The following is a 25,758-nucleotide window of genomic DNA, read 5'->3' on the forward strand; positions in this document are numbered from 1 at the left end:
TGGTCTTGCTATGCATTAAAGTCGTAAATCACTCCAAACCGCATAATGATCCGAAAGTTTCTTCTTTAAAATTTGATAATGTTCGACAACAAAAACTTTGGAAGATAAGATATAGTCGATTTGAAAATTAGGAAAATCGCCATTATAAGTTATCCCCCATCCCTGACCTTTGCTGGCAAAGCTATTGTTTAAGTTACTCGCAATTGTATTGACCGCATACGATAAGGGAGTATCATTAAAATCACCAGTAATAATGACCGGCTTTCTGCACCGGTCGATCTCTTCTTTTACATGTTTTGCTTGCTCACTTCTTTCGTAAAAGGCACGCTTTAATTGTCCGCCGATCCTGCGAGTAGAGGCGACATCTGTCTTCTCAAACGCATGATTTTGGACGTCTTTGACGAAGGCATAATCCCTTGGTTGAAAACCAATCGATTGAAGATGAATATTGTAAACTCGAAAAACCTTTTTCTCTTTGACTATATCGGCATAGATTACCCGATTTAAGGTTTTTTTCGCTTTATAATCGGGCAGGCAGCCAGCATTTTTTATAGGGTAACGGGATAAGATGATTAGGCCAAATGCTTCGTAATCATTTTCAAATACGGGTTGGAAATAGCTATAAGCTAAACCTAAATCGGATGCTAGTCTCAGTTTGGTATTGTATTTTCCGCGTTTTCGAGTGTAAAATTCTTGTAAGCAGACGATATCTGGCGAAACGGATTGAATAAGCGTGGTAATCGCAGATTTTGTTTCCGGAGCTGGATTTTGGTCATCTTTTCGAAATAAATGAACGTTATACGTCAGGATACGTACGCTAGTTGTATCACGTTGCTTAATGATCGTTTCACTAGGTTGAGCATGAAAGCCGAAATGCTTTTTTAGCGGAACATAGCCGACAAGGATAAAAAAAAAGGATAATAATGCAACTTTAGAGCGTTTCAGTAACCAAAAAAGGCTGAAGCCAAGATTTAGAATTAGTAATAACGGATAGGCAAGCCCAAAGAAGGCTATAGGCCAAAAATGTTTCGGATTAAGGTAAGGGGCTAAATAGCTCAGAAGTAGGAAAAAAACAAATAAGCCATTGATACTTAATAAAATTAAGCGTCCTGTACTGCTCTTCCTTTTTCTTTTTCTGACTTGCATCGTTATGTAATATATCGCCTTAGCCTTTATCCTGTTTGCTTGCATTAAATAAGGCATCCTTTTCTGCTTTACTTAAGCTATTGTAACCCGAGCGGGATATTTTGTCTAAAATGCTGTCAATATATTCTTGATTGGTAAATGAATGGTTGTTTTTCGGTGCCTGCTCATTTCTAATGACACGAAGCTTTGGTTTGTTGCGGGTAAACAACTTGCTCCAGTCGTTCCCCTTACGCAATTGATGAATATAGATGAATCCAAACAATGCACCACCTAAATGTGCCAAATTCCCACCAATATTCGCTCCGTTCAGTCCAAGGATATTCAATATGATGAAAGCCACGACGAGATATTTCAATTGTACATTACCAAAAAAAAGTAGACGTAAGGTATAATTGGGAACCAGTGTTGCGGCGGCAACAATAATGGCATATACCGCTCCAGATGAACCGATGAGTATCGCTTGGCGGGAATAAAAGGAAGGAATGAGGTTAAATAATGCTAGAAATAATAGTCCGCCGAAAATTCCTCCAGCAAAATAGGTAAACAAAAATTGGCGATTATTCAAAAAAGCTAAGAAAATCAACCCAATCCAGTATAACCAAAGCATATTAAATAAGAAATGAAAAAAAGCGAGCTGCGTGAACATATAGGTTATTATTGTCCACGGTCGGTATAGCAAATCGCCTAAATTTGCAGGTAAAGATAACTGGCTAATCAGAAAAGAGCTAAGCGGTGTTTTTGCGAGTACGTCAATAAGGGACAAAATACCCAACACCAAGAAAATCAGGGTATTTATCGCAATAACGAGATACAGTTTATTTCCCGATTGAAATGCTTTATAGTAGAGTTCGCTTAAAAATGGTTTATTCATCATTATGCGTGTTTTTTAAGCTTTACGAATTGTTTCTTGTTGTGCCTTAACCCCAAAGTCCCGGACGCTTGATTTTCCACACCTTGATTAGGATGAATCCAAAAAGTGCACCACCGAGATGTGCAAAATGGGCTACAGAGTCCCCTGCAAATTTTGAAACACCCAAAAACAGTTCCAAGATAATATAAATCGGAATAAAGATTTTGGCTTTAATGGGTACTGGAATAAAAAAAAGGTATAGCTCGGTGTTCGGGAAAAGATATCCGAAAGCAACCAATAAGCCGAATATCGCTCCTGATGCGCCGACCATAGGAAACACATAGATCGATAGTAGGTTATTAATTTGGTCTTGGCTTAGATCCTGTAGGGCGGGGCCAATGGCTGTTTGCTGGGCCACGTTAACATCCATCTGATGGCTCGCAGCAAAGGTTCCGGTTAGGCTATGTACCTCGTAGGCTTGTACAGCAAACTGTAGTGCCAATGCCCCCAATCCGGTAATCAAATAATAATTGATAAACCGTTTTGAACCTAAAATCTGTTCTAAAATAGGGCCGAACATAAACAATGCAAACATATTAAAGAACACATGGGTAAAGCCGCCATGCATGAACATATAGGTAAAAATTTGCCACCAATGGAAGGCTGGGGAATCAGGGTAATAAACGCCGAATAGCATATTTGCCTTTGGGAAAATGAAAGCTCCCCCAATGAAGCATAAGACGTTCATAATGAGTAAATTTTTTACTACAGGAGGCAATCCGCCAAAAGGAGAAGAGTTATTAAGCATCGTTTCGTTCTATCAGTTATTTATCAAATTTTTCAAGCAGCTCCTTAAGGGTAAAGGTAATAATTATCGGTTTACCGCTCAAAGAAATATTGGGTGTTGCACATGCAAAGAGTTTGTCTATAATGTCCGTCATCTCGTCAATGTTGAGCATAGTGCCTACTTTTATGGCCGCGTTTCTGGCTAGACTTCGCGCTAAATTTTCCCGCTTGCTTATTTTTAATTCTGCTTGGTTATTTTTATAGGCCTCTAAGAGCTGTTCCAGTACTTGCGATTCGCTCATGCCGTTACCCAAATCTGCTGGAATACCTTCTACTACAAAAGCATGTTTTCCAAAAATCCGAATTTGGAATCCTAGCGCATGAATATCAGGTAGCAAATCATTTATCAATTCAAAATCCGCAGGGTTTAGCATAACCGTTTGCGGAAAAAGGCTTTGCTGGCTAGCCCCCTGATGATTTTCCAATTGCTGTAAGAAGCGTTCGAACAAAATGCGTTCATGTGCGGCTTGCTGATCGATAAGTATAAATCCCGATCTGATCTGCGATAAAATAAAGCGATTGTGTAACTGAAAGATAAGCTTACCCGCAGGTTTTTCCTGAAAATTTTCATTATCGTTTTCTTGTTCGATAGCCTGCTGATCAAAAGCCAGCTGTTGAGAGGAAGCTTTTTTTGTAATTTCGTAGAGTGTATCCCAGTTTTGTGGGATATTATCCCGATGTCCATGAGTAATTGAAACCTGCTTTTGCGATGGTTCTTTCGTAGAAGATTCAGCCTCAAATGGATTAAATTGGGGGTTAAACTGTATGGTAGGTGGAACAATATCTTCGGTATTCTTCGGTGATATCATGTGGCTAAAACCCGTTTCTTGATTAAAGTCCAATGTAGGGGTAATATTGTACCTGCCTAAGGAGCGTTTAACTGCCGAACGTATAATCGCATAGATAGAGCGTTCATCTTGGTATTTTATTTCCGTTTTCGTCGGGTGTACGTTAATATCTATTTGGGCAGGGTCAATTTCGATGAACAATACATATAAAGGGTAGCTTTCCGCAGGAAGAATTTCCTCATAAGCGTTCAATACGGCATGATTAAGATAAGGGTCTTTAACGAAGCGATTATTAACAAAAAAATATTGCTCACCCCGTGTTTTCTTGGCGTATTCTGGTTTACCAATGAAGCCTCCGAGATTAATGATACTGGTAGACTCTTCTACAGGTACTAACCGTTGATTATAGTTATTGCCAAAGATGTGAATGATGCGCTGTTTAAGGCCTTCAGGAGGTAGATGAAAGAGCTCATTACCATCACTATGGAGGCTAAAAAAGATTTTTGGGTGAGCTAGCGCGATACGTTGGAACTCTTCTAAGATATGACGGGTTTCTACAGGATTACTTTTAAGAAAATTACGTCTCGCTGGCGTATTAAAAAACAAATTTTTTATGCTTATACTGGTACCGGCAGGAGTAGCTACCGGTTCTTGGCTTACTACAGTAGAGCCCTCTATAATAATACATGTGCCTAGTTCGTCTTCATGTCTTCTCGTTTTAAGTTCGACATGTGCAATAGCGGCAATAGATGCCATCGCCTCTCCTCGGAAACCCATCGTGCGTATGGCAAACAAATCTTCTGCCTTGCGTAATTTGGAAGTTGCATGGCGTTCGAAGCAAAGTCGGGCATCTGTAACGCTCATTCCACAGCCATTATCAATAACCTGAATAAGCGATTTTCCAGCATCCTTTATGATTAATTGTATCCGATCTGCACCGGCATCTATAGCGTTCTCAATCAACTCTTTTACGGCCGATGCGGGGCGTTGTACTACCTCTCCAGCAGCAATTTGATTGGCCACCGAATCGGGTAGTAATTGAATGATATCTGACATACCCCGCGAATTTACAAATTTGATTCGATACTAGCCTTACTTAACTCTGCAAGCTTTTTGTCAAATAGGTTAATTTCGGCTTCGGTAGTGTCGAATGAGCACATGAAACGGACTTCATCATTCGATTCATCCCACACATAGAACGGTAAAATAGCCTGAAGGGGTTTTATCCATCGTTGTGGCAGGATAGCAAACACCGCATTTGCTTCTACAGGTTTGGTTATGCTGATGATGGGGTATTCACTTAAGCAGGCGGCTAGCTGTTTCGCTCGTTTAATGGTGGTGGAGCTGTATTTTTTCCAGGTATCATGATGTAATAGCGCTAGAAATTGAGCAGCGATAAAGCGGTTTTTGGATGCCAATTGCATACTTCTTTTATGAAAAAAAGGACTATTATGAATGGTCTCATTGAAGATCAATACCGCCTCTCCATAGAGCATTCCTGCTTTAGTGCCTCCAAGTGATAGTACATCTGCCTCACTGGCATCGATTAATGCTTTCAGGTTACATCCTAGAGAAGTTGCTGCAGTAAAAATTCGGGAACCATCAATATGTAAAAAGAGCTTATGTTTCTGAGTAATGGCTTTAATCGCTTTTAATTCATCTAAGGTATACACCGTTCCGTATTCGGTAGGTTGGGTAATACTTAAGACGTGGATCTGAGGGTGGTGCAGATCACCTTGACGTTTAATAGCATGTTCTATAACTGTTGGAGTGAGTTTGCCCGCTTTATTTATATTTAATGGGATTAACCGGCATCCTAACAAGGTTTCGGGAGCTGTAGATTCATCTACGTAAATATGCGCCGTTTCGGCACATAAAACGGCACTATAAGGATGTACCATACAGCTTAAGCCCATTAGGTTAGCGCCTGTACCATTAAATGTTAAATGCATTTCTAATGGCCGCTGAAAAAGCGCTTTAAACTGTTCTTCCAATCGTTTGGTCGTTGCATCATTGCCATAAGCGGGTGCATGTTGACGATTTTCCGTTTGTATTGCTTCTATTACCTCAGGGATAGCGCCTGCATAGTTATCGCTCGCTAAAGATTTCATGTTACGTATTTATTAAGATATGATGGGGAGGTCTGAAATGCGCTAACACAAAGACCGCCGGGTTAATATGCCCGACGGTCTTTGTAAAATTAACAATTAAAAAATTTTGTTTTTTTAAGCTGACTCGAACACGCGTCTTGCTACGAAACACAGCGTAATAAAACACGATTGAGCAAGCTAAAGCATTAACCTTTAACACTAGTAAATTTACGAAAATTAAGCTAGTCTGCTAAATTAGTTTTCAACAGACAAATAGGTTTTCAACATGTTCTTGTGGAAAACCCTGATCTTATGTGTATTAACAAGAAGTTTTGGATTGGAGATATAACATGCAAAAGAGGCTCAATTCGTCTCTTTTGCATGTGTTTGTTTTGTAAAGGTGATAATTATTTATCAATGGAGCCTAATACCCGTTGCATAAACGTATTAAGCGCATCTTTCTGACTAAGTCCCTGATCTCTTATCAGCTTGTTTACCTCGACAGCACCATACAAGTTAGAAATCAGCTCACCAATTACATCCAGTTCCTCATCTTTCAATGAAGACACTTCCGTTAGAGATTCTAACGTTTCAATGGTTTCGATAACGAAATCTTCGTCGTTTTCTTCAATAAACTGTGTTAAGTGCTTAATTATTGGTAACTTCATTTACTAATAGTGTTAAGGCGTCCAGTTTATTTGTCTGTACTTGACTAACTAATCTGCCTCCTTTAAAGGCAGCAAATGTAGGCAAGTTAGTTACATTTGCTAATTTCCTGGATTCAGGAAGTTTTTCAGCATCAACAATTACAAACGGAATGGTTTCATTTTCTGAAGCCAGCTTTTTAAATTTTGGTTTCATTATTTTGCAATTACCGCACCACGAAGCCGCGTATTGTACGACTACAATATTATGGTCATTTACGATAGCTGCCAAATTATCTTGTTCTAATTCTTGTAACATCATAGTAATTAATTTGCGGATAAGTAGCTTGCTACGCCATCACGGTTTGCATGCATGGCTTGTTTGCCTTCTTCCCAATTGGCAGGGCATACTTCTCCAAATTTTTGTACGTGTGCGTAAGCGTCAATTAAACGGAGGTATTCTTTTACATTACGACCAAGAGGCATGTCATTTACACTCTCGTGGAATACCTTTCCATCTTCGTCTATTAAATAGGTAGCTCTGAAAGTGACATTTGAACCTTCTACGATTAACGAATCCAATTCTTCATCATAGGCCGCTTTCTGTATATCTAAAATACCTAATACATTAGACAGGTTACGCGTAGTGTCTGCTAAAATAGGATAAGTAACACCTTCAATACCACCATTATCCTTAGGTGTATTTAACCAAGCAAAGTGTACTTCATTTGTGTCACAAGAGGCTCCAATGACTACGGTGTTTCTCTTTTCAAATTCTGGAAGTGCTTCTTGGAAAGCGTGCAGCTCGGTAGGGCATACAAAGGTAAAGTCTTTAGGATACCAAAACAATAAGACTTTTTTTCCTTTTTTAGTTGCTTCTTCTAATATATTAATTCTTAAATCGTCGCCCATGTGATCCATGGCGTCAACTGTAACGTTCGGAAATTTTTTACCAACTAAGCTCATAAATAAAATTTTTTTGTTTTTGTTGGTACAAAGATACGGCTTTATTTTGCGAAATGATATTGTATTTCCTTATGTTGGTATAGGTAAAAACTATATTTACAATGTTGTGATATTGATAATTGGAAATAAGGTGAAGTCGGTGGACTTCGGTTTGTCATTGCATATCAAAACTATTTTATCTAAGTTTGCAGTCCAAATGAATCGGCCCTGTAGTTCAACGGATAGAATAGAAGTTTCCTAAACTTTAGATATGGGTTCGATTCCCGTCGGGGCTACATAAGGAGACACCATATCACGGTTGTCTCCTTTTTTTATGCCAATAAAAATCTGTGACCCAAACTGTTAATGTTAGGTCATTTATAGTTCGATATTTGTGGACAAGATTTTTAGCCTGTTGTGTAGTATTGTCTGAAAAACCTACTCCTTGATGTTGTTATGGCCTTTTTTCCAAAGTTCGATTTCTCCTTAGGGATTAGGCTTCTTGATCCTCTTCCGTTTTGTTGTATTTCCATATTAGAAATTAAACACAATCTTTGACTATAAAAAGACATAGTCAAATCAAATCGACTTCCATTGACTAAAATTATTTTTAGTAAATTTGATGTCAGCTATGACAATAAAAGATTACAAAGCCGGGAGTTTTAATAAGCAATATGGATATAAAAGCTTTAATCCCAACCCTATAAATAGGGAATGGACTGTTACAAGTCCTGAGATAAACACGTTGTTGGAGGAAGCCAATTTAAGACTTGGTGAATTGAATGCCTTTTCCTCCTTCGTCCCGGATGTGGGTGTTTTTATTCGAATGCATATTGTAAAGGAAGCAACGCAATCCAGCCGTATTGAAGGAACTCGGACGAAGATGGACGAAGCGATCATGGAGGCAAAAAACATAAGCCCTGAACAAAAAGATGATTGGCAGGAAGTGCAAAACTATATTGAAGCGATGAACCACTCCATCAAAAGTTTGGAACAGCTACCACTGTCTTCCCGACTGATACGGGATGCCCATAGGATTTTATTGAAAGGAGTGCGGGGCAAAAATAAGCTACCGGGTGAATTTCGCACCAGTCAAAACTGGATTGGTGGTGCAACCATCAATGATGCCGTATTTGTACCTCCACATCATAGCCTTGTCTCTGAAAGTATAGCCGACCTGGAAAAGTTTTTGAACAATGATGAGATACAGGTTCCTCATTTGATAAGGATTGGAATAGCTCATTATCAATTCGAAGCCATACACCCGTTTTTGGATGGGAATGGAAGAATAGGAAGACTACTTATCACTTTATACCTGATCAATCAAAAAATGTTGAGTAAACCAACGCTATATTTATCCGATTTTATTGAGAAAAACAGGCAGCATTATTATAACAACTTAATGGCCGTTTCCCTGGATAATAAGATAGAACAATGGCTGAGGTTCTTTTTGGTTGGTATCATTGAAACGGCTAAAAGTGCCATCGATACATTTACTAAAATTATTGCGTTACGAGATAAGATGGAGAAAGATACCATTGTATCTTTGGGTAAGAGATTGCCGAATGCAAAAGCATTGCTCACCTATCTATATAGTAAGCCTGTGGTTACTGTTTCAGATGTAATGACCCAACTGGGAGTAACGAAACAAACTGCAAATACATTAATAAAAGATTTTGATAAGCTTGGAATACTCAAAGAACAAACTGGATATAAGCGTAACAGAATATTTGTTTTTGAGGAATATTTAGGGTTATTCGAAAGATAAATATCTAAATAGCAGTATGTCGGGGCTGTTGCTTTAATCTATTCGAAAAGATCCTTAGCATTCATTATGGCTTCGCAATCTTCTAATAGGTTAGACTTTCCGCAACTCGACCCTACTATACAGGAGAAGTGATTAATTTATCGCTTTTCCTGTTTTTTTAGGGATAATTTGTTGTTGATCTGAAAGATACAGTTTGTGATTAGCTTGTAAATTTACTAACCGAACAAGTGTAGAATGATGAATCGGAACTATTCTGAAGATGCAGTTTCATGTGTTCTCAAAATTCCCGGCCCGCAAAGCCACGAATTGTTTTCGAGTACATTTTTCAATATCAAAAAATGACGAATTTATAAGTAAAAAACAATATAGACCACAAATTTGAAGCTGGAATTAACATTGCCATTAAAATATCTAAAAGCAAATACGAAAAAACAATCATGTTCTATAGGAATATAATGAAGCTGGAAGTTTCAGAAAGGCCTATTAACAATCCAACCGTTTCCAGAACACACGAAGTCAAATTCGGCAATAATATTATATGGCTTGACTGCGTTGACAATTACACCCATGCAGAAACCTGGTTGCAGCTTACGGTTCCTAATGTGCAAGAAGCAACCAACTATTTGCAATCGAACGGTATTGAAACCTGTGATGAGCTTGAAGAATTACCAGAAAATATGCATTGGATTCAAGACCCCGCTGGTACTGTTTTTAATCTGCAATGTAAAACAAGTGAAGTTAAACAGAATTAAAAGCCGTTTTCGGATGCAGATTTAGGAGATTTCTCATTTTTACCTTGCTTTTCCCCCTTAAATGGTGTAATTAAAATCATCTGTATCGCTATCTAAAGGTGCAATCGTATTCGTGATCGTTTACCATACCAACGGCTTGCATATAGGCATAACAGATGGTACTGCCGAAAAATTTTACCCCCCTTTTCTTTAAATCTTTAGCGATAGCATCAGACTCCGGAGAAGTGGTTATAACATGCTTATAATCTTTAACTATATGTTGAATAGGCTTACCATTAGGCATAAAAGCATACAAGTATTGGTAGAAAGAACCGAATTCTTGTTGAATAGTAATAAAAATCTGCGCGTTGGTAACAGTGGTTTTCACTTTGTTGCGATTCCGGATGATTCCGGGATCCTTCAAGATCCGTTCAATATCGGTTTCGGTAAATGATGCCACTTTTTCTACATTAAAATTAGCAAAATTACGTCGGTATCCTTCACGTTTTCTTAGGATAGTTATCCAACTGAGGCCCGCTTGTGCAGCCTCAAGCACCAAAAATTCAAATAGGATTTTGTCATCTGTCACCGTTTTGCCCCATTCTTTGTCGTGGTATTCCATATATAATGGGTCATTTCCGCACCATCCACATCTTTTCACGATCGCCATATTGTTTAATTACTAAAGTTCATCTAATGGGTTCCAAAATACGGTTTTAAAATCGACTACGCGATCTTTTTTAATTTTTACACCCTCTTTTTCCAATAATTCCTGCATGCGGTTTGGATGTCCAAATGCGGCTTTAGCACTAAGTTCTCCTTTGCTATTAAGCACACGATGTGCAGGAACGGATGGCCTAACGTTCCCTGCATTTGCCATAGCGTAACCAACCATCCGTGCCGCGCCATCCCTTCCTAAGGCTTTGGCAATGGCGCCGTAAGAGGTTACCCGTCCTACTGGAATTTCACGAACTAATGCATAAACGCTTTCATAAAAATTAATGTCTTCCACTGCTATTATTTTTGGTTATCAAGCTAAATTAATGAATTTCCAGTCAATCTTTCATTAAAAAATGCATCTTTGTATATGCCAAAAGGAACGTTATTTTTAATTCCCGTGCCACTAGCAGATGAAGCGGCAAATGCTTCTTATACGCTCTTTTTGCGGGATACCGTAAATGTAATTAACGAATATATTGTAGAGAATGAGAAAACAGCGCGTAAGTTTTTAAAATTGGCCGGAATAAAAACACCACAAGAGCAATTGATCTTACACGACTATGGAAAACACGCGCGGAATAACGATAACCAACAGCAGTTTTTCAGTAGTCTTTTAGCCGGTAAAGATGTTGGGTTAATGAGCGAGGCGGGTTGTCCAGGCATTGCTGATCCAGGCGCAGCCATAGTGGCTCAAGCACACCGGTTAGGAATCGATGTAAAACCGCTAGTAGGCCCCAATTCCATGATCTTGGCGCTCATGGCGTCTGGCTTTAATGGGCAAAGCTTTGCCTTTCACGGTTATTTGCCGATAGATAAAGCTGCCCGAAATAAACGATTGAAAGCTTTAGAATTACTCGCACAAAAACAAGGACAAACACAATTATTCATGGAAACACCCTTTCGCAATAATCAATTATTAGATGAAATATTACGCACTTGCCAGCCTAAAACCCGGTTATGTGTGGCCATGAATATTACCGGAGCAAATGAAAAAATAATCAGTGATACCATACACGAATGGAAAAAAAAGAAAGTAGATATGCATAAGCAACCGGCAATCTTCTTGATCGTATAATTACCGGTTGCCGCATGTGCCGGGAATAGCTTAACGTATTACTAAAATGGTGTGTTTAAAGACCCATCCCATTCTTCATTCCAGTTTACCTGAAATGCACTGGGCTTATCCACTCCACTTAACAAATCACCGGTAAACGTCAATTGAATATTATTTTTAATGGCACTGCTTACGTCAAATGTACGAATAAGCTCATCTGCTGCATCATATACCTGTACCGTGTAACTTATCGTAACTGGTTCTGAAAGGTCTCCCATAAATTGATTAAAAGCAATACTATTATCGTTTGTCTGAAAAGTTGGAAATAAGGTGATAACTGATTCATCAACTATTGGGCTAGTGGGATCTGAACCAAATGGGCGATAAACAAATGAGGTGTGTAATGGCTTGATTATTAGCTTATGAATAAATGAGAGGTCGTCTTTATCGGTGAATTCAAATTTAATTTGGCTAAAATACCGCTTTAGAATCACCTCACTTTCCATGGGATGTTCTACTTGAAATGTAGGAATATTAGCTCCAAAGATAAGTGCTTGAGCATTCTCAAAAGCATTGGCAAGATATAGGCTTGATGCTTGTTCGACCGTACTTGGTAAAAGAAGTTCCTTTGATGAAACATTGGAAAATAGATTTGCGTAATAACTGCCTGGGGGCAGTTTGATGGTAAGCTCGGAGTTAGTATTACTTGCATCAAAAGGAGTTATACCCTGTGCAGCCAATAGATGATCCTCGGCGTTAAAAATATAATAGTGTAGATCGCTAATTCCTTGAGGATTTCCGGTACTTGGAGTATTGTATATTCCAGAAAGACGTACATTATCGATCTTTACCGTTCCTGTTGCCTCATTGTAGGGTTTTCCGTCACCTCGATCACCTTCAAATGGTTCGATCTTGATCAGAAAATCAGCGGTATAAAAGTTGGAGTTTATCATGGATAAATCAAACGAATAGCGGTTTCGGTCTATAGGCATAGGGTTATCATCCGATAGCGAGGTAAAATGTTCTCCATTATCCGTAGAATAAGACAGTTTAAAGTTTTTAGGCCCTGTGTCCGAGCTTCCGGCATCAAATGCAAAGGTGGTTAGCTGTTCGACGTCAGCTAAGGGCATTTTGATTAAAATGGTCTTCGCACCTTTAAGGCTTAAACACTTCCCTGCCGGGTAAGGACTGAGGCCATAACCGGTAGTGAAGGCAGGTTCTGTGTTGGTAGCCGTAAATGTTAACGTTGCTAGATCGGTATATACTGCTAAGTCTGGTATCAGATTTTCATCATTGAAGCTCCAAAAATAAAGATATTGTTCACTTGCAGATGGACTTATTCCCTGCAAAGATGCTAAATTGGCCAGTGAAGCCTCTTTTTTGCTCAGGATGGTGCTAGCAGACAAGTCTAGGGGTTTGGTTGTTGAAGAAAAGCCACTAAGTTTAAAGGTTACTGGTTGTAGTTCATCTGCCGCTGATTCGGATGGTAACTCTGGAATAGGCTTTTCGCAGCTACTGTAGGTTAGCAGCACCAATACATAATACAGCATTCTTACATAAAATTTTTTCATCATTTTGTTTGTTAAGTGTACAATAGATTTATGCATGTCTTTACGTGACACTGCAAACAAAGGGATACTTTTACTAAAAAACGATTAATGCAGAAGAATGAACAAAGTGAACAGAAAAGCTATGATTAGGTTATTCGGGGGGAGCTTATGAATACATTGAAAATAAGACACGAGATGATTATCTGAACGATATTTCAGTAATCAGGTATCTTGTAGCGGTTTTTTTACCGATAAAGATGTTTTGACTTTACTTCCTACGTTCCACTCGAAATGAACAGTTAAGATCTCCGATAATGATATAAAGGTTTTCGTATGCCTACTAACGAAGAATCGGGAAACAGCAATGCGTATCGGACCTAAAAAAAGAAGGAATGCCTAGTCGATCAGGTCGAAACCAATGTCTCTTCTAAAATTTTTGCCTTCAAAATAGATACGGCCGGCATCTGCGGTAGCTTGTTGTAGCGCATCCAATAAATTATCTTTTAGTGCTGTTACGGCGAGCACTCGGCCACCAGCTGTTTTAATTTCACCATCTACGAATTGGGTGCCAGCGTGGAAAAGAATGGATTCTTTGATGTTTTCCGTGCCGTTAATGGTTTTGCCATTTTCGTATTTACCGGGATAGCCACCAGAAACCAACATGACTGTAGCGGCTGTTTTTTCGGATACGCTAACCGTTTTGGAAGCTAAATTTCCTTCGGCGACACCCATTAATAAATCAACAAAATCGCTCTCGATACGGGGGAGAACACTTTCTGTTTCCGGATCACCCATTCGTACATTATACTCGATAACATAAGGATCTCCCTGATTATTCATCAGGCCGATAAAAATAAATCCTTTATAAGGAATACCGTCTTTTGTCAATCCATCAATCGTTGGGATAACAATACGTTGTTCTACTTTCTGGATAAATGCTTCATCTGCAAAAGGTACCGGAGAAACAGAGCCCATGCCACCCGTATTCAATCCTGTGTCTCCCTCTCCTACCCGTTTATAATCTTTTGCCGACGGCAATAGTTTATAATCTTGGCCATCAGTTAATACAAATACCGATAACTCAATACCCTGTAAAAAATCCTCAATTACCACCTTACTGCTTGCTTCGCCAAATTTTGCTTCAGCTAACATCGCGCGGAGTTCATGTTGAGCTTCTTCCAGTGTTGTACAAATCAAAACACCCTTTCCAGCGGCTAGGCCATCTGCTTTGAGTACAATCGGGAGCTGTTGGTTTTCTAGGTACTGTAAACCTTCGGCTAATGACTCCTTTGTGAAGGTTCTGGATTGAGCGGTAGGGATACCATGCCGCTGCATAAATTGTTTGGAAAAGTCTTTACTGCCTTCTAACTGGGCACCTTGGGCAGTTGGACCAATGACAGGAACATTCTTTAAATCCGGTCGGCTTAAAAAGTAGTCATGAATACCCTTGACAAGAGGCTCTTCTGGGCCAACAACAACCAAATTGATGTGATGAGAAACAACAAAGGCGCCAATCGCATTGAAATCGGTTACCTTGATGTCTATGTTCTTTCCATACGTTTCTGTGCCCGCATTTCCAGGCGCAATAAATAGTTGTGCAGTTAAAGGGCTTTGTGCAATTTTATAGGCAAAAGCGCTTTCCCTTCCACCAGAGCCAATCAGTAAGATATTCATACCCGCAAAGATATTTTTTTATCCCGAATTCTGCATTAGGAAATTTCATGAAATCCTATGAACGGCATATTTTACGACAAAGATACCATACACGTTATATGCAAAACCGATACAATCGTTGTTTTGTATTCAAGTATTCGTTTGTAGGAAATGGGGAAAAATTATTGACCAGCCCCTCGCTTAATTATTAAACTAATGTTACCTTTAAAGGTCTAAAATGCTTTAATTAGATTCCATGCATGAACTATAAATTTTTCTTTATTGGATTCCTATTGTTTTCAACAAGGTTACTGCTGGCCCAACAAATTCAACCGAATTCCGCTCTTGAGCACGTGCTCGGGAATTTAGAAAAATATCAAAAAGAGTATCCACAAGAGAAAGTCTATTTGCATCTCGACAAACCGTATTACACCGCAGGGGAAGATCTTTGGTTTAAGGCCTACATAACCGTCGGTAATTTTAATTTTCTTTCGGCTATTAGTAAGTTGCTATATGTCGAGCTGATCAATACAGCTGATGAATGCGTGCAATCGGAAAGATTGCCTGTCGTTGCTGGGCAATCGATGGGCGATTTTAAGCTACCGGATACGCTTCGGGAGGGGAGTTATCGTATCCGAGCCTATACCAATTGGATGCGAAATTTCGATGAGGGATTCTTTTTTGATAAGACCATCGTTATCGGAAACAGTCTTACGAGCAGTTTAGTTACGTCGAGTAAATTTACTTTTATAGTCGACGATAAACAGAAGCGTATTGGGCGAGAAACGATTAAAATACATGATTTAAATGGCAATCCGATTACAGAAAAACTGGTAAACTATGTCGTTACGCAAAAAGGTAAGGTTATCGCTAAAGGAAAAACGGCATTAGATGGACAAGGAGCAATAAGCCTGGAATTTCCTGTTAAAGATGATTTGGCTGCTGAAGGAGGAAACATTCAGTTAACGATCGATCAAGGGGGAAGGTCACCTGTAGTTAAGGTCATTCCAATTCCAAAAACAAATCTGCGTCCGGTAGTTAAGTTTTATCCAGAAGGAGGAGTATTGTTGGCCGAAACGTTTAATAAGGTGGGCTTTCAGGCCATTGGTACTTCAGGGAGAGGTGTGCCGATCCGTGGATATGTGGAAAGTGACGGGCAACAGGTAAATACCTTTAGTAGTGATTCTTCAGGCTTGGGCAACTTTTCTTTTGTGCCGGAAGCGGGTGAGCCATATGAAGCGGTAGTTGATTTTGGAGGAGGAGATACTGTTCGGATGATGTTGCCTCAAGTTAGCCGCACTGGCTATGCCTTAGCGGTCAATAATGCGATTGAAAACATGATTTGGGTTCTAGTAACTGGAGCAGTTAAGCAGGGTAGGAATCCTTTGTCTGTGGTTGCCCAGCATGACGGAACAGTGTTCTATGCGCTAAAAAGTGCATTAAAAGAGGGTGCGGCCACAGTTGGTATTCCCAGAAAGCAATTGCCTTCGGGAGTTGTTGATCTGTTGCTATTGGATGAGCAAGAGCATTTGCTGGCCCATCGGTCTATATTTAATTTCAAAGAAACTGATCTGTTGCCTTTGCAAGTGTCTGCCAGCAAAAATGCGTATGGGAGACGGGAAAAGGTTGATCTTACGCTCCTAGCTAAGGGCTTACATGATTCGCTACGCGTTGGTTGTTTTTCTATGGCTGTTACCCAAACGGGCAAGGTACCGGATAGTTTGCTGGAAGATGCAAATATCGTTTCTACCCTGTTATTAGGTGATCAGGTGAAAACATACTTGGAAAAGCCGGGTTATTATTTTAATACGAAGATATCGAACGCTAAAAGAATGAGGCAATTGGATGATTTCATGCTCACACAACATTTGGACAGCGCTTTCTGGCCGAGGGTAATGTCGTCAAGCTTTCCTGGGATACGTTATCCAGCGGAAAAGGATCTACGGATTAGTGGCACCATTACCAGACGTAAAGGGGAAGCAGTAGATGGAGCAAAAGTTACGGTAATTACGCCGCAGAATATATTAGCAGTGCTGGATACAGTGACTGGACCAGATGGTAGGTTTGCTTTTGATCAACTCATTTTTGCAGACAGTGTGAAATTTGTGGTACAAGCCCGGGATGCTAAAGGGAAGAAGAATGTGGAGATACATTTGGATTCGGTACCTAAACATCCCATAGGGGTTAATAAAAATTGGCCGGATGCGGTGGCAGATGCCAATTTATCGTTGGGAAATTACCTTGCTATAGCGCAAAAAAATTTAGGAGAATTGCAGAAATTTGGATTGCTGCAACGCAGCATACAGTTGGATGAAGTAACGGTTACGGCGAAAAAAGAAGAACCGGCAAAGTATTCGTCTAACTTAAACGGTCCAGGAAATGCCGATCAGGTGCTTAGTGGTGATGATCCCTTCTTTGGTTCTTGTTCGTCATTAGACCAATGTTTGAACGGGCGTTTGACGGGCGTATTCTTTCAAAACGGTGTACCGTACAGCACTCGATCGCCAAACCAACCGATGCAGGTAGTATTGGACGGCATGTATATGGATGCCGAGGCGCTGAGTACAATCGCGCCTATGGATGTTGCATCGGTAGAAGTATTACGTAGCATCGGAAATACAGCAATTTACGGCAGCTACGGCGGTGGTGGCGTATTAATTATCACTACCAGAAGGGGTGACCAGCCTCGGAAATATAATACCGATATGTACACACCTGGAATTACCAGTTTCAGCCCACAAGGATTATATGAGGCACGCACCTTTCACTCCCCTGATTATAGCGCTGGGGAAGAAAAGCCAGGCATGAAAGATCTAAGAACTACTATCTATTGGAATCCAGAATTAGTAACGGATCAAAATGGAGAAGCAAACGTATCTTTTTATACCGCTGATGAGCCAGGGATGTATCAGATTGTGGTAGAAGGGATCGATACAGAAGGTCATGTAGGTCGATCTGTAAGTTATATTAACGTGAAATAAATACCGATGGAATATTTAAAACTGGATATTAGCGAACATGTTGCCTATGTCAAGATGCAACGAGGGAAGGCAAATACCTTAAACTTGGAAATGGTCTGTGAACTTAAGGAAATCTTAGTACGCTTACAACAGAACGAAACCATAGGTGGTATGGTATTGTATGGACAGGAAGGATTTTTTAGTGCGGGGTTGGATTTAGTAACGCTTTATGATTATGATGAGCATCAGATCCGTACCTTTTGGGAATCATTTTTAGATTTACTGAAAACCTTTGTTTCCTTTCCGAAGCCTACTATCGCTGCCATTAGCGGACATAGTCCTGCCGGTGGTTGTGTATTGACCTTATGTTGTGATTATCGCATAATGGCCAAAGGCGATTTTATTATCGGGATGAATGAAGTTCCGGTAGGTATTATTGTCCCCCACAATATCTTTGTGTTATATAGCTTTTGGTTAGGTAAAGCAAAGGCTTATCGATTCTTATTAGCTGGAGAACTTTTAGATCCTGAACGGGCCTTACATGAGGGTTTGGTTGATGAACTTGCTCCCATGAATCAATTGCACCATTTAGCCGACAAGCAAATGAAGAAATACCTGAATTTTAATTGGACTACCTGGCAACGTAGTAAACAATATATGCGAAAGGATTTAATAGCGACTTTTCATCAAGATGTGGATGAGATAATAAATGATGTTTTACAGCAATGGTGGAACCCTTCCACGCGGGCAATCTTAAAAACAATAATCACGAATCTTCAAGAACAACATCAATAAAGGATTATGGTAACGAAAGCAGGAGCGCTGCATAAGGATGCACTAAGAGGAAAAACCATTATTGTTACTGGCGGGGGTACCGGTTTAGGAAAGGCAATGGCTACATATTTTTCTGTATTAGGAGCTCATGTGGTTATTGCAAGCAGAAAAATAGCTATCCTGCAAGCTGCCGCAGATGAAATTACGCAGCAAAGTGGAATACAGGTATTACCGGTTGCTTGCGATGTAAGGGACATTAAGCAAGTAGAAGCGGTGTTAACTGCTGCTTTGAAAGCTTTTGGTCAAGTGGACGGATTAGTAAATAATGCAGCTGGCAATTTTATATCGCCAACTGAGAGGCTTTCAGCAAACGCTTTTTCGGCGGTCATTGATATTGTCCTCAAGGGAACCGTAAATACCAGCCTAAGCTTAGGCAAATATTGGATTAAAGAGAAGATTCAGGCAGCGGTGTTGAATGTAGTAACAACGTATGCTTTTACGGGGTCGGCATATGTCGTACCTTCTGCTGCTGCTAAAGGCGGAGTGTTGGCGCTCACACGTTCTCTAGCTGTTGAATGGGGTAAATACGGCATTCGTACCAATGCGATTGCCCCCGGACCTTTTCCTACCAAGGGTGCTTGGGAGCGGTTGCTACCGGGCAATTTAGCTGAACAATTCGATCCTAAAGAAAGAGTTCCTTTAAAACGGGTAGGCGAGCTGCAAGAGCTGGCAAACTTAGCTGCTTTCCTATTATCCGATTATGCTTGTTTTATTAATGGTGAGGTCATTACTATTGATGGTGGAGAGTGGCTGCAGGGGGCAGGGCAGTTCAGTATGCTCGAGTCGGTTTCTCCCGAAATGTGGGACGTGTTAATCGCCCAAGCGAAACAAGCTAATGAGCACTCATCCGAACGATAGCGGTTAAATGATTTGCAGATGCAAGCAAGTTTATCTAGCTTTGTTTTACTAAATCATACCATTGAAAATAGCGTTATGAAAAGGATGATGGCGGATACACAAGTTCAGGAAGAAACCTTTACATTAGAAGAGATTTTAGCGGTAACGAAAGCGTATCATCGACTAATTTTATGGAATGATGAGGTGAATACATTTGATCATGTGATTCATTGCCTAATGAAATACCTCGATTATAGCGAAAGCCAGGCTGAAAAGATTGCTTGGAAAGTACATACGGAAGGTAAATGTACGGTGTTGGAAGGGACGTATACAGAAGTAGATGTATACCGGAAAATCCTTAAAGAAGAAGGGTTGACGGTCAGCATTGAATAATTACCGTAGCCGGTTTAGTATTCTTTTAACCCAAATCCCTCAAATCTTAGAGCGATATTCAACGTATGCCTACTCACAGGGCATAAGGTATCGTTGTTTTCGTTCTTCATGTAATAATGGTGTTACCCATTAATCTTCTTGGCGCAAAAAGAGTCATACCCTAATGGATAATGTTAATTTTGGCGCTGTCAGATAAAAAACTAGAACAAAACAGAAGATTACGATGAAGTTTCCAGTGAGTAGATATATTACATCTTTTATAGTCTTATGCCTAAGTTACGGAAGTGTTTATGCCCAGAATTCAGCCAAAGTAAGTGGAGTCATCATTGACTCTGTCAGCAATGAACCCATTGATTTTGCCAGCGTAACGCTATTGACTCAACAGAATAATCAAGCGGTAAAAGGTGGGCAGACCGATGAAAAAGGCAATTTTGTCTTTTCAACGATACCCGCAGGAACCTACATCCTGCGTGCAAGTTTCGTGGGGTATAATGCTTTTGAGAAAAAAGCCATTCAGATCAGTCAAGGACAACATCTTTCCTTAGGTAAAATTAAACTGAGTCCTGCGGCTAGTACACTATTAAAAGAAGTTGTTGTTGAGGGCACTCCACCTGCTATGCAAATGGGGATAGATCGTAAAGTGTTTAATGTAGAACAAAGTATCGTCAGCGAAGGTGGAACAGCGAGCGAGCTTTTGGCTAATGTTCCTTCCCTTTCGGTAGATATGGATGGTAATGTTGGCTTGCGTGGATCAACCAATGTTCGTATCTTGATTGATGGTAAACCGTCGGCTTTAGCAGGAACGAATATCAATAATCTCCTGGAATCGCTTCCTGCAAATTCCATTCAGCGAATAGAAGTGATGACTAATCCTTCTTCGAAATACGATCCTGAAGGACAAGGTGGGATTGTCAATATTATTCTCAAAAAGAATGTTCGTACTGGTTTTAACGGTATGGCCACAGTGGGTGGAGGATCCTATCATAATTACAATGGAGGCCTAGATCTAAACTATAGGGACGAGAAATTCAACTATTTCGGTAGTTATAATTACCGAAAACGAAATTCACCCGGAAGCGGGTTCAATAATAACTGGTATAATGACGGAACGAGTGTTTACAATAACAGTGAAAATGCCCGTAAAGGAAATAGCCATACCGTACGATTAGGAGCCGATTATTTCCTCAATGAAAAAACGACTATTGGGCTTTCAGGTAATTTAAATATTCGTGATAATATACGTACTGAAGATTTGTTTTATAGTTATTTTGGTGCATCAGGTGCTCTTAATGGTAATAGTACCCGAAACACAGCACAAGATGAAGACGATAAAGGTTATGATATTAACTTAGATTTTAAGCGCGAGTTTAGTCGGGAAGGCGAAGAATTAACCGCGAATGTTTCTTATGGTCGAAGTAAAGAAGATGGTATCCAAACCTTTAAACAAACAGCGACCAATGAGGCGATACCTATTGATCGAGACCGAATTAATGACACCTATGAAGATGGAAAAAACACCAATATACAGATCGACTATACTTTACCTTTTAGTAAAGAACAAAAATTAGAAGCGGGTTATCGAACAACCTTACGGTATGATGACGAAGAACAGCTGTCAGATGCATTAAACAATGAAACGGGTGCCTATGAGCGTGATTATAACCTGACGAACAACTTTAATATGGATGATATTGTGCATGCAGTATATGCCAATTATCAGAATAAATTAACCGACAAATTCGGTTATCAGGTTGGTTTAAGGGCAGAGCAGGCCTATCTGAATACAGAATATATTTCTTGGGATCCGAATGTTGCTCCAGAAGATCGGATAACTAAAGGTCGATTAGATTATTTCCGAATTTACCCCAGTGTATACCTAACTCAGGAGTTTAATCATGATCAATCAGTTCAATTAAGTTATACTAGAAGAGTGAATCGGCCCCGCGGTTGGATGGTCAATCCATTTGTGGATGTGTCCGATCCGTTAAATCTGCGCCAAGGGAATCCCGGCCTAAAACCAGAGGATATTCATTCTTTTGAATTGAGTTATTCCAAGAAATGGGATAAAGTAAATTTTACGTCTTCTGTTTACCATCGGATAACCAATGATGTTATTGAAATGATTGTCGATTCGGCATCAACCGGAACGAATGCTACTTTTTCAAGATTTCAAAACATAAGCCAAAATCGTGCTACAGGCATTGAATTGATTTCTCAGATTACTTTTAGTCCTAATTTTGACTTAATGGCGAATGTCAATGGAAATTACCAAGCCTTTAAAGGAAGTGAAGATTTTGGCGTACCTGAAAACAGTGGATTTGCCTGGGATGCTAACCTCACCGGAAATGGTCGGATTACCAAAAACCTTAGAGCGCAGATACGTGGCGAATACCGAGCGCCCCGTGTTATGGCCCAAGGAGAGATGAAAGAAATGTTTATGGTTGATGCAGGGCTTAAAATGAGTGTTTTAGAAGATAAGGGGAGCATCATGCTAAATGTACGTGATATCTTTAACCAAGGGAGATTTGGAGGTACCCAATCGACAGCACAATTTACACGTGAATTTCAACGGCGTTGGATGAAAGGTCCCTTCGCGATGTTAACTTTTTCGTATCGTTTTGGTCGAAAAGCACCTGAGCAAGATGAGCGTCAGAAAAGAAAAGAAAATGGGCAAGATTTTCAAGAAGAGGGAGAAATGCAATAAAAAGATGTATTTTTGTTGAAACAACAAAACTAAACAACAATGTATACTGGACTTAAACATTTGCATTCAGGGTTACGGTATGTGGTGCTATTGTTATTAATAATTGCGATTATCACAGCGATCAGCAGACTTATTGGGAAACAGCCTTATACAGAAGGCAACCGAAAACTCAATTTATTTACGCTAATTTCTGCCCACATACAATTATTGGTTGGCCTTGGATTATATGCTTTAAGTTCTTTAGTGACATTCAGCGATATGGGAACCGTTATGAAGACGGCCAATTTACGGTATTGGACCGTCGAACACATCACAATGATGGTGATTGCTATTGTGCTGATTACGGTAGGCCATTCAAAAGCTAAGAAGGCAGTAGTTGCAACAGCCAAACATAAATCCATTGCTATTTTTTATACACTTGCATTAGTCTTTATCCTAGCGGCAATATTAATGGCTGTCAATAAAGGCTTTATTACTTTTTGGGGAGTATAGAAAAGAGAAGTTTCAGCGGGATAGTAATTTCCCAATAGGTAGTCAACAAGCTAAACACATCAAAAATAGTTGAACTTTAGGTGGAGGGGATATCGTATCATCCTCGCTTCAGAGCCCTACTTGCTTCGCACCGTCTTCGCTATAAGTGTAGCGTGTATGCAGGCTTTATCTAGGGTGAGTCCGGGTTTTTACCAAAAAAACACGGACTCACCCTAGAGTCAACCCGGACTCACTCCGGACTCACCCCGAAGAAAGGGCGAAGCATATACGAAGCAGATAGGGAGTTGTCCCGTAACCGATAAGAGAAAATACGAAGCGGATAAGCAGCCAATCCGGAATGTTCCTTAGCTATGGGATTTATAGGTGTATGCAATATAACCACTGTTGGTGATTGTTCCAAATAGCATAAAGACAATTTGCTTAAAATATTAAATGCGTTTGCCTTGAGTTAGGCAACAAAAAAAATTTGAAATATTAAATTTTTATAGTAGGTTTGCTCCATCATGATGATCAACACAACCATATGCAGCTGGTGGTGGCCTGTAACAGAACAGCGCCGGTAGCTTATGTAATAACATAGATTGATCAACCAAAGCTATAAATTATTAAGCCCGACGCAATTTACGTCGGGCTTTTTTGTGCTTCATAAAAAAAGAATAAAATAAAAAAATTAGATATGCAGATCTATCCATTACAAACACGATTTAAAAAATTATTGGCTGATACCACGACGCCTGTTAGCATTTACTTGAGATTGCGGGATGTCTTCACGAATAGCTTGCTTTTGGAGAGCTCTGATTATCATAGCCGTGAAAATAGTATGAGTTACGTCTGTTGTGATCCAATTGCTGGGATATATCTTGACGATCAACAATTAACGACCTATTTTCCTGATGGTAGGAAAGAAATAAAAGCTGCCGATCAACTAAACCTTCGCGAAGAAGTATCTAGCTTTCGACAATCTTTTCAAGCAGATAATACTGCTGAATTTAAATTCATTTCTAATGGATTATTTGGCTATTTTACATTTGATACGGTTGCCCATTTTGAAGATATAACCTTGCATACACCTACTGATGATACCAGAAATATTCCCTTTTTACAATACCATATTTATCGTTATGTAATTGCCATAGATCATTTTCGCAATGAATTATACGTCTTTGAACATACCTATGGCAAATCTGAGGAGGATGGTTTAAGCAAAATGGAGTACCTTATTCAAAATAAAAACTTTCCAGAGTATAAATTTGAGCTCAATGGAGAAGAAACATCTAATAAAACCGATGAGGAATACCAAGCGTTGGTAGAGAAAGTGAAGGAACATATCTACCGCGGCGATGTTTTTCAAATAGTGCCTTCACGAGCATTCAGTAGATCCTTTCTGGGAGATGAATTTAATGTATACCGAAGCTTGCGCTCGGTAAATCCATCACCTTATCTGTTTTACTTTGACTATGGCGATTTTAAGCTATTTGGTTCTTCTCCGGAAGCACAATTAACCATTAAAGATCGTGAAGCGTCCATTTATCCCATCGCAGGTACTTTTAAACGAACAGGTAATACTGCAGAAGATTTACATATAGCAGAAGCGTTAAAGGCAGATCCGAAGGAAAGTGCCGAACATGTTATGTTGGTGGATTTAGCGCGCAATGATTTGAGCAGACACTGTATCGGCGTGGAAGTAAAGTCTTTTAAGGAGGCGCAGTTTTATTCACATGTCATTCATTTGGTATCTAAAGTAAGTGGTACCTTGCTTGAAGGTATTAATCCCTTTGACGTGGTTGGTGATACCTTTCCTGCCGGCACACTTAGTGGTGCGCCCAAACATATGGCTATGCAATTACTAGACCGCTATGAACATCAGCAAAGAGGTTTCTATAGTGGGGCTATTGGCTTCATGGGTTTTAATGGTGATTTTAATCATGCCATTATGATCCGAACCTTTTTAAGTAAAAAGAATAAATTGCATTATCAGGCAGGTGGCGGTGTTGTCGCCGATTCTTCCGCTGAGGGAGAAATGAATGAGGTAAATAACAAGATCGCTGCATTGAGACGGGCCATGCAGCTTGCCGAGGAGATCTAGCAAATAATAACAAAACAAGCATGACACAAATAACATTGGCTACGGAACCAAAAATTTTGGTGGTAGATAATTACGATTCCTTTACATTTAATTTAGTTCATCTACTGCAAGAATGTGGTATGGACTGTACGGTTATCCGAAATGACAAATTCGAGCTAACAGCGGTTGAAGCTTTTGATAAAATCCTATTATCACCAGGGCCAGGAATTCCAAGTGAGGCAGGTCTTTTAATGGATGTTATACGCACCTATGGAAAATCAAAAAGTATTTTGGGTATTTGTCTTGGTCAGCAAGCTATTGCCGAAGTTTATGGAGGGAAATTAGTTAACCTGAGTAGGCCGGTACATGGCACAGCAACTCCGTTAAGAATTTTAAAACCAGACGAACCTTTATTCAAAGGGCTTCCCGAGCGCTTTACCATCGGCCGCTACCATTCTTGGGCGGTAGACCATGCTAATTTTCCAGAAGTGCTCGAAATTACGGCCGTAGATGATAATGGGATAATTATGGGGTTAAGCCATAGGGAATACGATGTTAAGGGATTGCAATTCCATCCCGAATCGGTATTGAGTGAATATGGCAAACAGATTATTGCGAATTGGTTGGCCGGGGAGAAGCGGCACCTGCACGAGCAGTAACTGTCGTGGGGTTTTTTTACTTTTTACTT

24 protein-coding genes and 1 tRNA gene are annotated in these 25,758 nt (G+C 39.8%); 12 read left to right on the top strand and 13 right to left on the bottom strand.

Annotated features, from left to right (window positions below):
* Positions 1-15: 15 nt before the first annotated feature.
* From ABD930_RS04320 to ABD930_RS04355, 8 genes are all read right to left on the bottom strand, one after another.
* A complete protein-coding gene (locus ABD930_RS04320) occupies positions 16-1,146 on the bottom strand; it encodes an endonuclease/exonuclease/phosphatase family protein (protein WP_345230471.1) in 1,131 nt (376 codons plus the stop codon).
* A 19-nt stretch (positions 1,147-1,165) separates the two neighbouring features.
* A complete protein-coding gene (locus ABD930_RS04325) occupies positions 1,166-2,020 on the bottom strand; it encodes a rhomboid family intramembrane serine protease (protein ID WP_345230472.1) in 855 nt (284 codons plus the stop codon).
* 43 nt (positions 2,021-2,063) lie between these two features.
* Entirely contained in the window at positions 2,064-2,744 is a 681-nt protein-coding gene (locus ABD930_RS04330) for a rhomboid family intramembrane serine protease (protein WP_345230473.1), read from the bottom strand.
* A 76-nt stretch (positions 2,745-2,820) separates the two neighbouring features.
* The gene (gene mutL, locus ABD930_RS04335) at positions 2,821-4,686 is read right to left on the bottom strand and encodes a DNA mismatch repair endonuclease MutL (protein WP_345230474.1); all 1,866 of its coding nucleotides are present in this window, start codon (positions 4,684-4,686) and stop codon (positions 2,821-2,823) included.
* Positions 4,687-4,697: 11 nt separating this feature from the next.
* Positions 4,698-5,741 carry a threonine aldolase family protein gene (locus ABD930_RS04340; protein ID WP_345230475.1) on the bottom strand — a complete coding sequence of 348 codons (1,044 nt, stop codon included), beginning with the start codon at positions 5,739-5,741 and terminating at the stop codon, positions 4,698-4,700.
* Positions 5,742-6,127: 386 nt separating this feature from the next.
* Positions 6,128-6,388 (bottom strand): DUF6952 family protein, encoded by a 261-nt coding sequence (locus tag ABD930_RS04345; protein WP_345230476.1) that lies wholly within the window; start codon positions 6,386-6,388, stop codon positions 6,128-6,130.
* The gene (locus ABD930_RS04350; protein WP_345230477.1) at positions 6,369-6,686 is read right to left on the bottom strand and encodes a thioredoxin family protein; all 318 of its coding nucleotides are present in this window, start codon (positions 6,684-6,686) and stop codon (positions 6,369-6,371) included. Before ABD930_RS04350 ends, ABD930_RS04345 begins: the two co-directional genes overlap by 20 nt.
* A 5-nt stretch (positions 6,687-6,691) precedes the next feature.
* The gene (locus ABD930_RS04355; RefSeq protein ID WP_345230478.1) at positions 6,692-7,330 is read right to left on the bottom strand and encodes a peroxiredoxin; all 639 of its coding nucleotides are present in this window, start codon (positions 7,328-7,330) and stop codon (positions 6,692-6,694) included.
* A gap of 203 nt (positions 7,331-7,533) precedes the next feature.
* Between ABD930_RS04355 and ABD930_RS04360 the strand changes: the two genes are divergently transcribed.
* The 3 genes from ABD930_RS04360 (at position 7,534) to ABD930_RS04370 (ending at position 9,829) form a co-directional block, all read left to right on the top strand.
* Positions 7,534-7,605, top strand: a tRNA-Arg gene (locus ABD930_RS04360).
* A 335-nt stretch (positions 7,606-7,940) separates the two neighbouring features.
* Positions 7,941-9,077 carry a Fic family protein gene (locus ABD930_RS04365; protein WP_345230479.1) on the top strand — a complete coding sequence of 379 codons (1,137 nt, stop codon included), beginning with the start codon at positions 7,941-7,943 and terminating at the stop codon, positions 9,075-9,077.
* Between the two features lie 437 nt (positions 9,078-9,514).
* A complete protein-coding gene (locus ABD930_RS04370) occupies positions 9,515-9,829 on the top strand; it encodes a VOC family protein (RefSeq protein WP_345230480.1) in 315 nt (104 codons plus the stop codon).
* Between the two features lie 88 nt (positions 9,830-9,917).
* Here the strand turns inward: ABD930_RS04370 and ABD930_RS04375 are convergent, their stop codons facing one another.
* Both ABD930_RS04375 and ABD930_RS04380 read right to left on the bottom strand, forming a co-directional pair.
* A complete protein-coding gene (locus tag ABD930_RS04375) occupies positions 9,918-10,478 on the bottom strand; it encodes a DNA-3-methyladenine glycosylase I (protein ID WP_345230481.1) in 561 nt (186 codons plus the stop codon).
* Between the two features lie 12 nt (positions 10,479-10,490).
* Positions 10,491-10,820: an MGMT family protein gene (locus ABD930_RS04380; protein WP_345230482.1), complete on the bottom strand. Its 330-nt coding sequence runs from the start codon at positions 10,818-10,820 to the stop codon at positions 10,491-10,493.
* A gap of 75 nt (positions 10,821-10,895) precedes the next feature.
* Between ABD930_RS04380 and ABD930_RS04385 the strand changes: the two genes are divergently transcribed.
* A complete protein-coding gene (locus tag ABD930_RS04385; RefSeq protein WP_345230483.1) occupies positions 10,896-11,603 on the top strand; it encodes an SAM-dependent methyltransferase in 708 nt (235 codons plus the stop codon).
* Between the two features lie 41 nt (positions 11,604-11,644).
* On the opposite strand, the gene ABD930_RS04390 is transcribed toward ABD930_RS04385, so the two are convergent.
* Complete coding sequence (locus ABD930_RS04390; RefSeq protein WP_345230484.1) at positions 11,645-13,156, bottom strand: hypothetical protein; 1,512 nt, start codon at positions 13,154-13,156, stop codon at positions 11,645-11,647.
* A 372-nt stretch (positions 13,157-13,528) separates the two neighbouring features.
* On the bottom strand, positions 13,529-14,806 hold the full coding sequence (gene purD, locus ABD930_RS04395; RefSeq protein ID WP_345230485.1) for a phosphoribosylamine--glycine ligase: 1,278 nt from the start codon (positions 14,804-14,806) through the stop codon (positions 13,529-13,531).
* Between the two features lie 239 nt (positions 14,807-15,045).
* Here purD and ABD930_RS04400 point away from each other — a divergent pair, with 239 nt between their 5' ends.
* The 6 genes from ABD930_RS04400 to ABD930_RS04425 all read left to right on the top strand — a co-directional run bounded on the left by ABD930_RS04400 (position 15,046) and on the right by ABD930_RS04425 (position 23,005).
* Positions 15,046-17,766: a TonB-dependent receptor gene (locus ABD930_RS04400; protein WP_345230486.1), complete on the top strand. Its 2,721-nt coding sequence runs from the start codon at positions 15,046-15,048 to the stop codon at positions 17,764-17,766.
* Between the two features lie 6 nt (positions 17,767-17,772).
* Entirely contained in the window at positions 17,773-18,540 is a 768-nt protein-coding gene (locus tag ABD930_RS04405) for an enoyl-CoA hydratase/isomerase family protein (RefSeq protein ID WP_345230487.1), read from the top strand.
* Positions 18,541-18,546: 6 nt separating this feature from the next.
* Positions 18,547-19,437 (top strand): SDR family oxidoreductase, encoded by an 891-nt coding sequence (locus ABD930_RS04410; RefSeq protein WP_345230488.1) that lies wholly within the window; start codon positions 18,547-18,549, stop codon positions 19,435-19,437.
* 87 nt (positions 19,438-19,524) lie between these two features.
* Positions 19,525-19,809 (top strand): ATP-dependent Clp protease adaptor ClpS, encoded by a 285-nt coding sequence (locus tag ABD930_RS04415; protein WP_345230812.1) that lies wholly within the window; start codon positions 19,525-19,527, stop codon positions 19,807-19,809.
* Between the two features lie 223 nt (positions 19,810-20,032).
* The gene (locus ABD930_RS04420; protein WP_345230489.1) at positions 20,033-22,513 is read left to right on the top strand and encodes a TonB-dependent receptor; all 2,481 of its coding nucleotides are present in this window, start codon (positions 20,033-20,035) and stop codon (positions 22,511-22,513) included.
* Positions 22,514-22,552: 39 nt separating this feature from the next.
* Positions 22,553-23,005 carry a cytochrome B gene (locus ABD930_RS04425; RefSeq protein WP_345230490.1) on the top strand — a complete coding sequence of 151 codons (453 nt, stop codon included), beginning with the start codon at positions 22,553-22,555 and terminating at the stop codon, positions 23,003-23,005.
* 229 nt (positions 23,006-23,234) lie between these two features.
* On the opposite strand, the gene ABD930_RS04430 is transcribed toward ABD930_RS04425, so the two are convergent.
* Positions 23,235-23,420, bottom strand: coding sequence for a hypothetical protein (locus tag ABD930_RS04430; RefSeq protein ID WP_345230491.1), 186 nt, complete (start codon positions 23,418-23,420; stop codon positions 23,235-23,237).
* A gap of 261 nt (positions 23,421-23,681) precedes the next feature.
* Here ABD930_RS04430 and ABD930_RS04435 point away from each other — a divergent pair, with 261 nt between their 5' ends.
* A complete protein-coding gene (locus ABD930_RS04435) occupies positions 23,682-25,091 on the top strand; it encodes an anthranilate synthase component I family protein (protein ID WP_345230492.1) in 1,410 nt (469 codons plus the stop codon).
* A 20-nt stretch (positions 25,092-25,111) separates the two neighbouring features.
* The gene (locus ABD930_RS04440) at positions 25,112-25,729 is read left to right on the top strand and encodes an anthranilate synthase component II (protein WP_345230493.1); all 618 of its coding nucleotides are present in this window, start codon (positions 25,112-25,114) and stop codon (positions 25,727-25,729) included.
* Positions 25,730-25,758: the final 29 nt, after the last annotated feature.

The organism is Olivibacter ginsenosidimutans, from assembly GCF_039542865.1.
GTDB classification, from domain to species: Bacteria; Bacteroidota; Bacteroidia; order Sphingobacteriales; family Sphingobacteriaceae; genus Olivibacter; species Olivibacter ginsenosidimutans.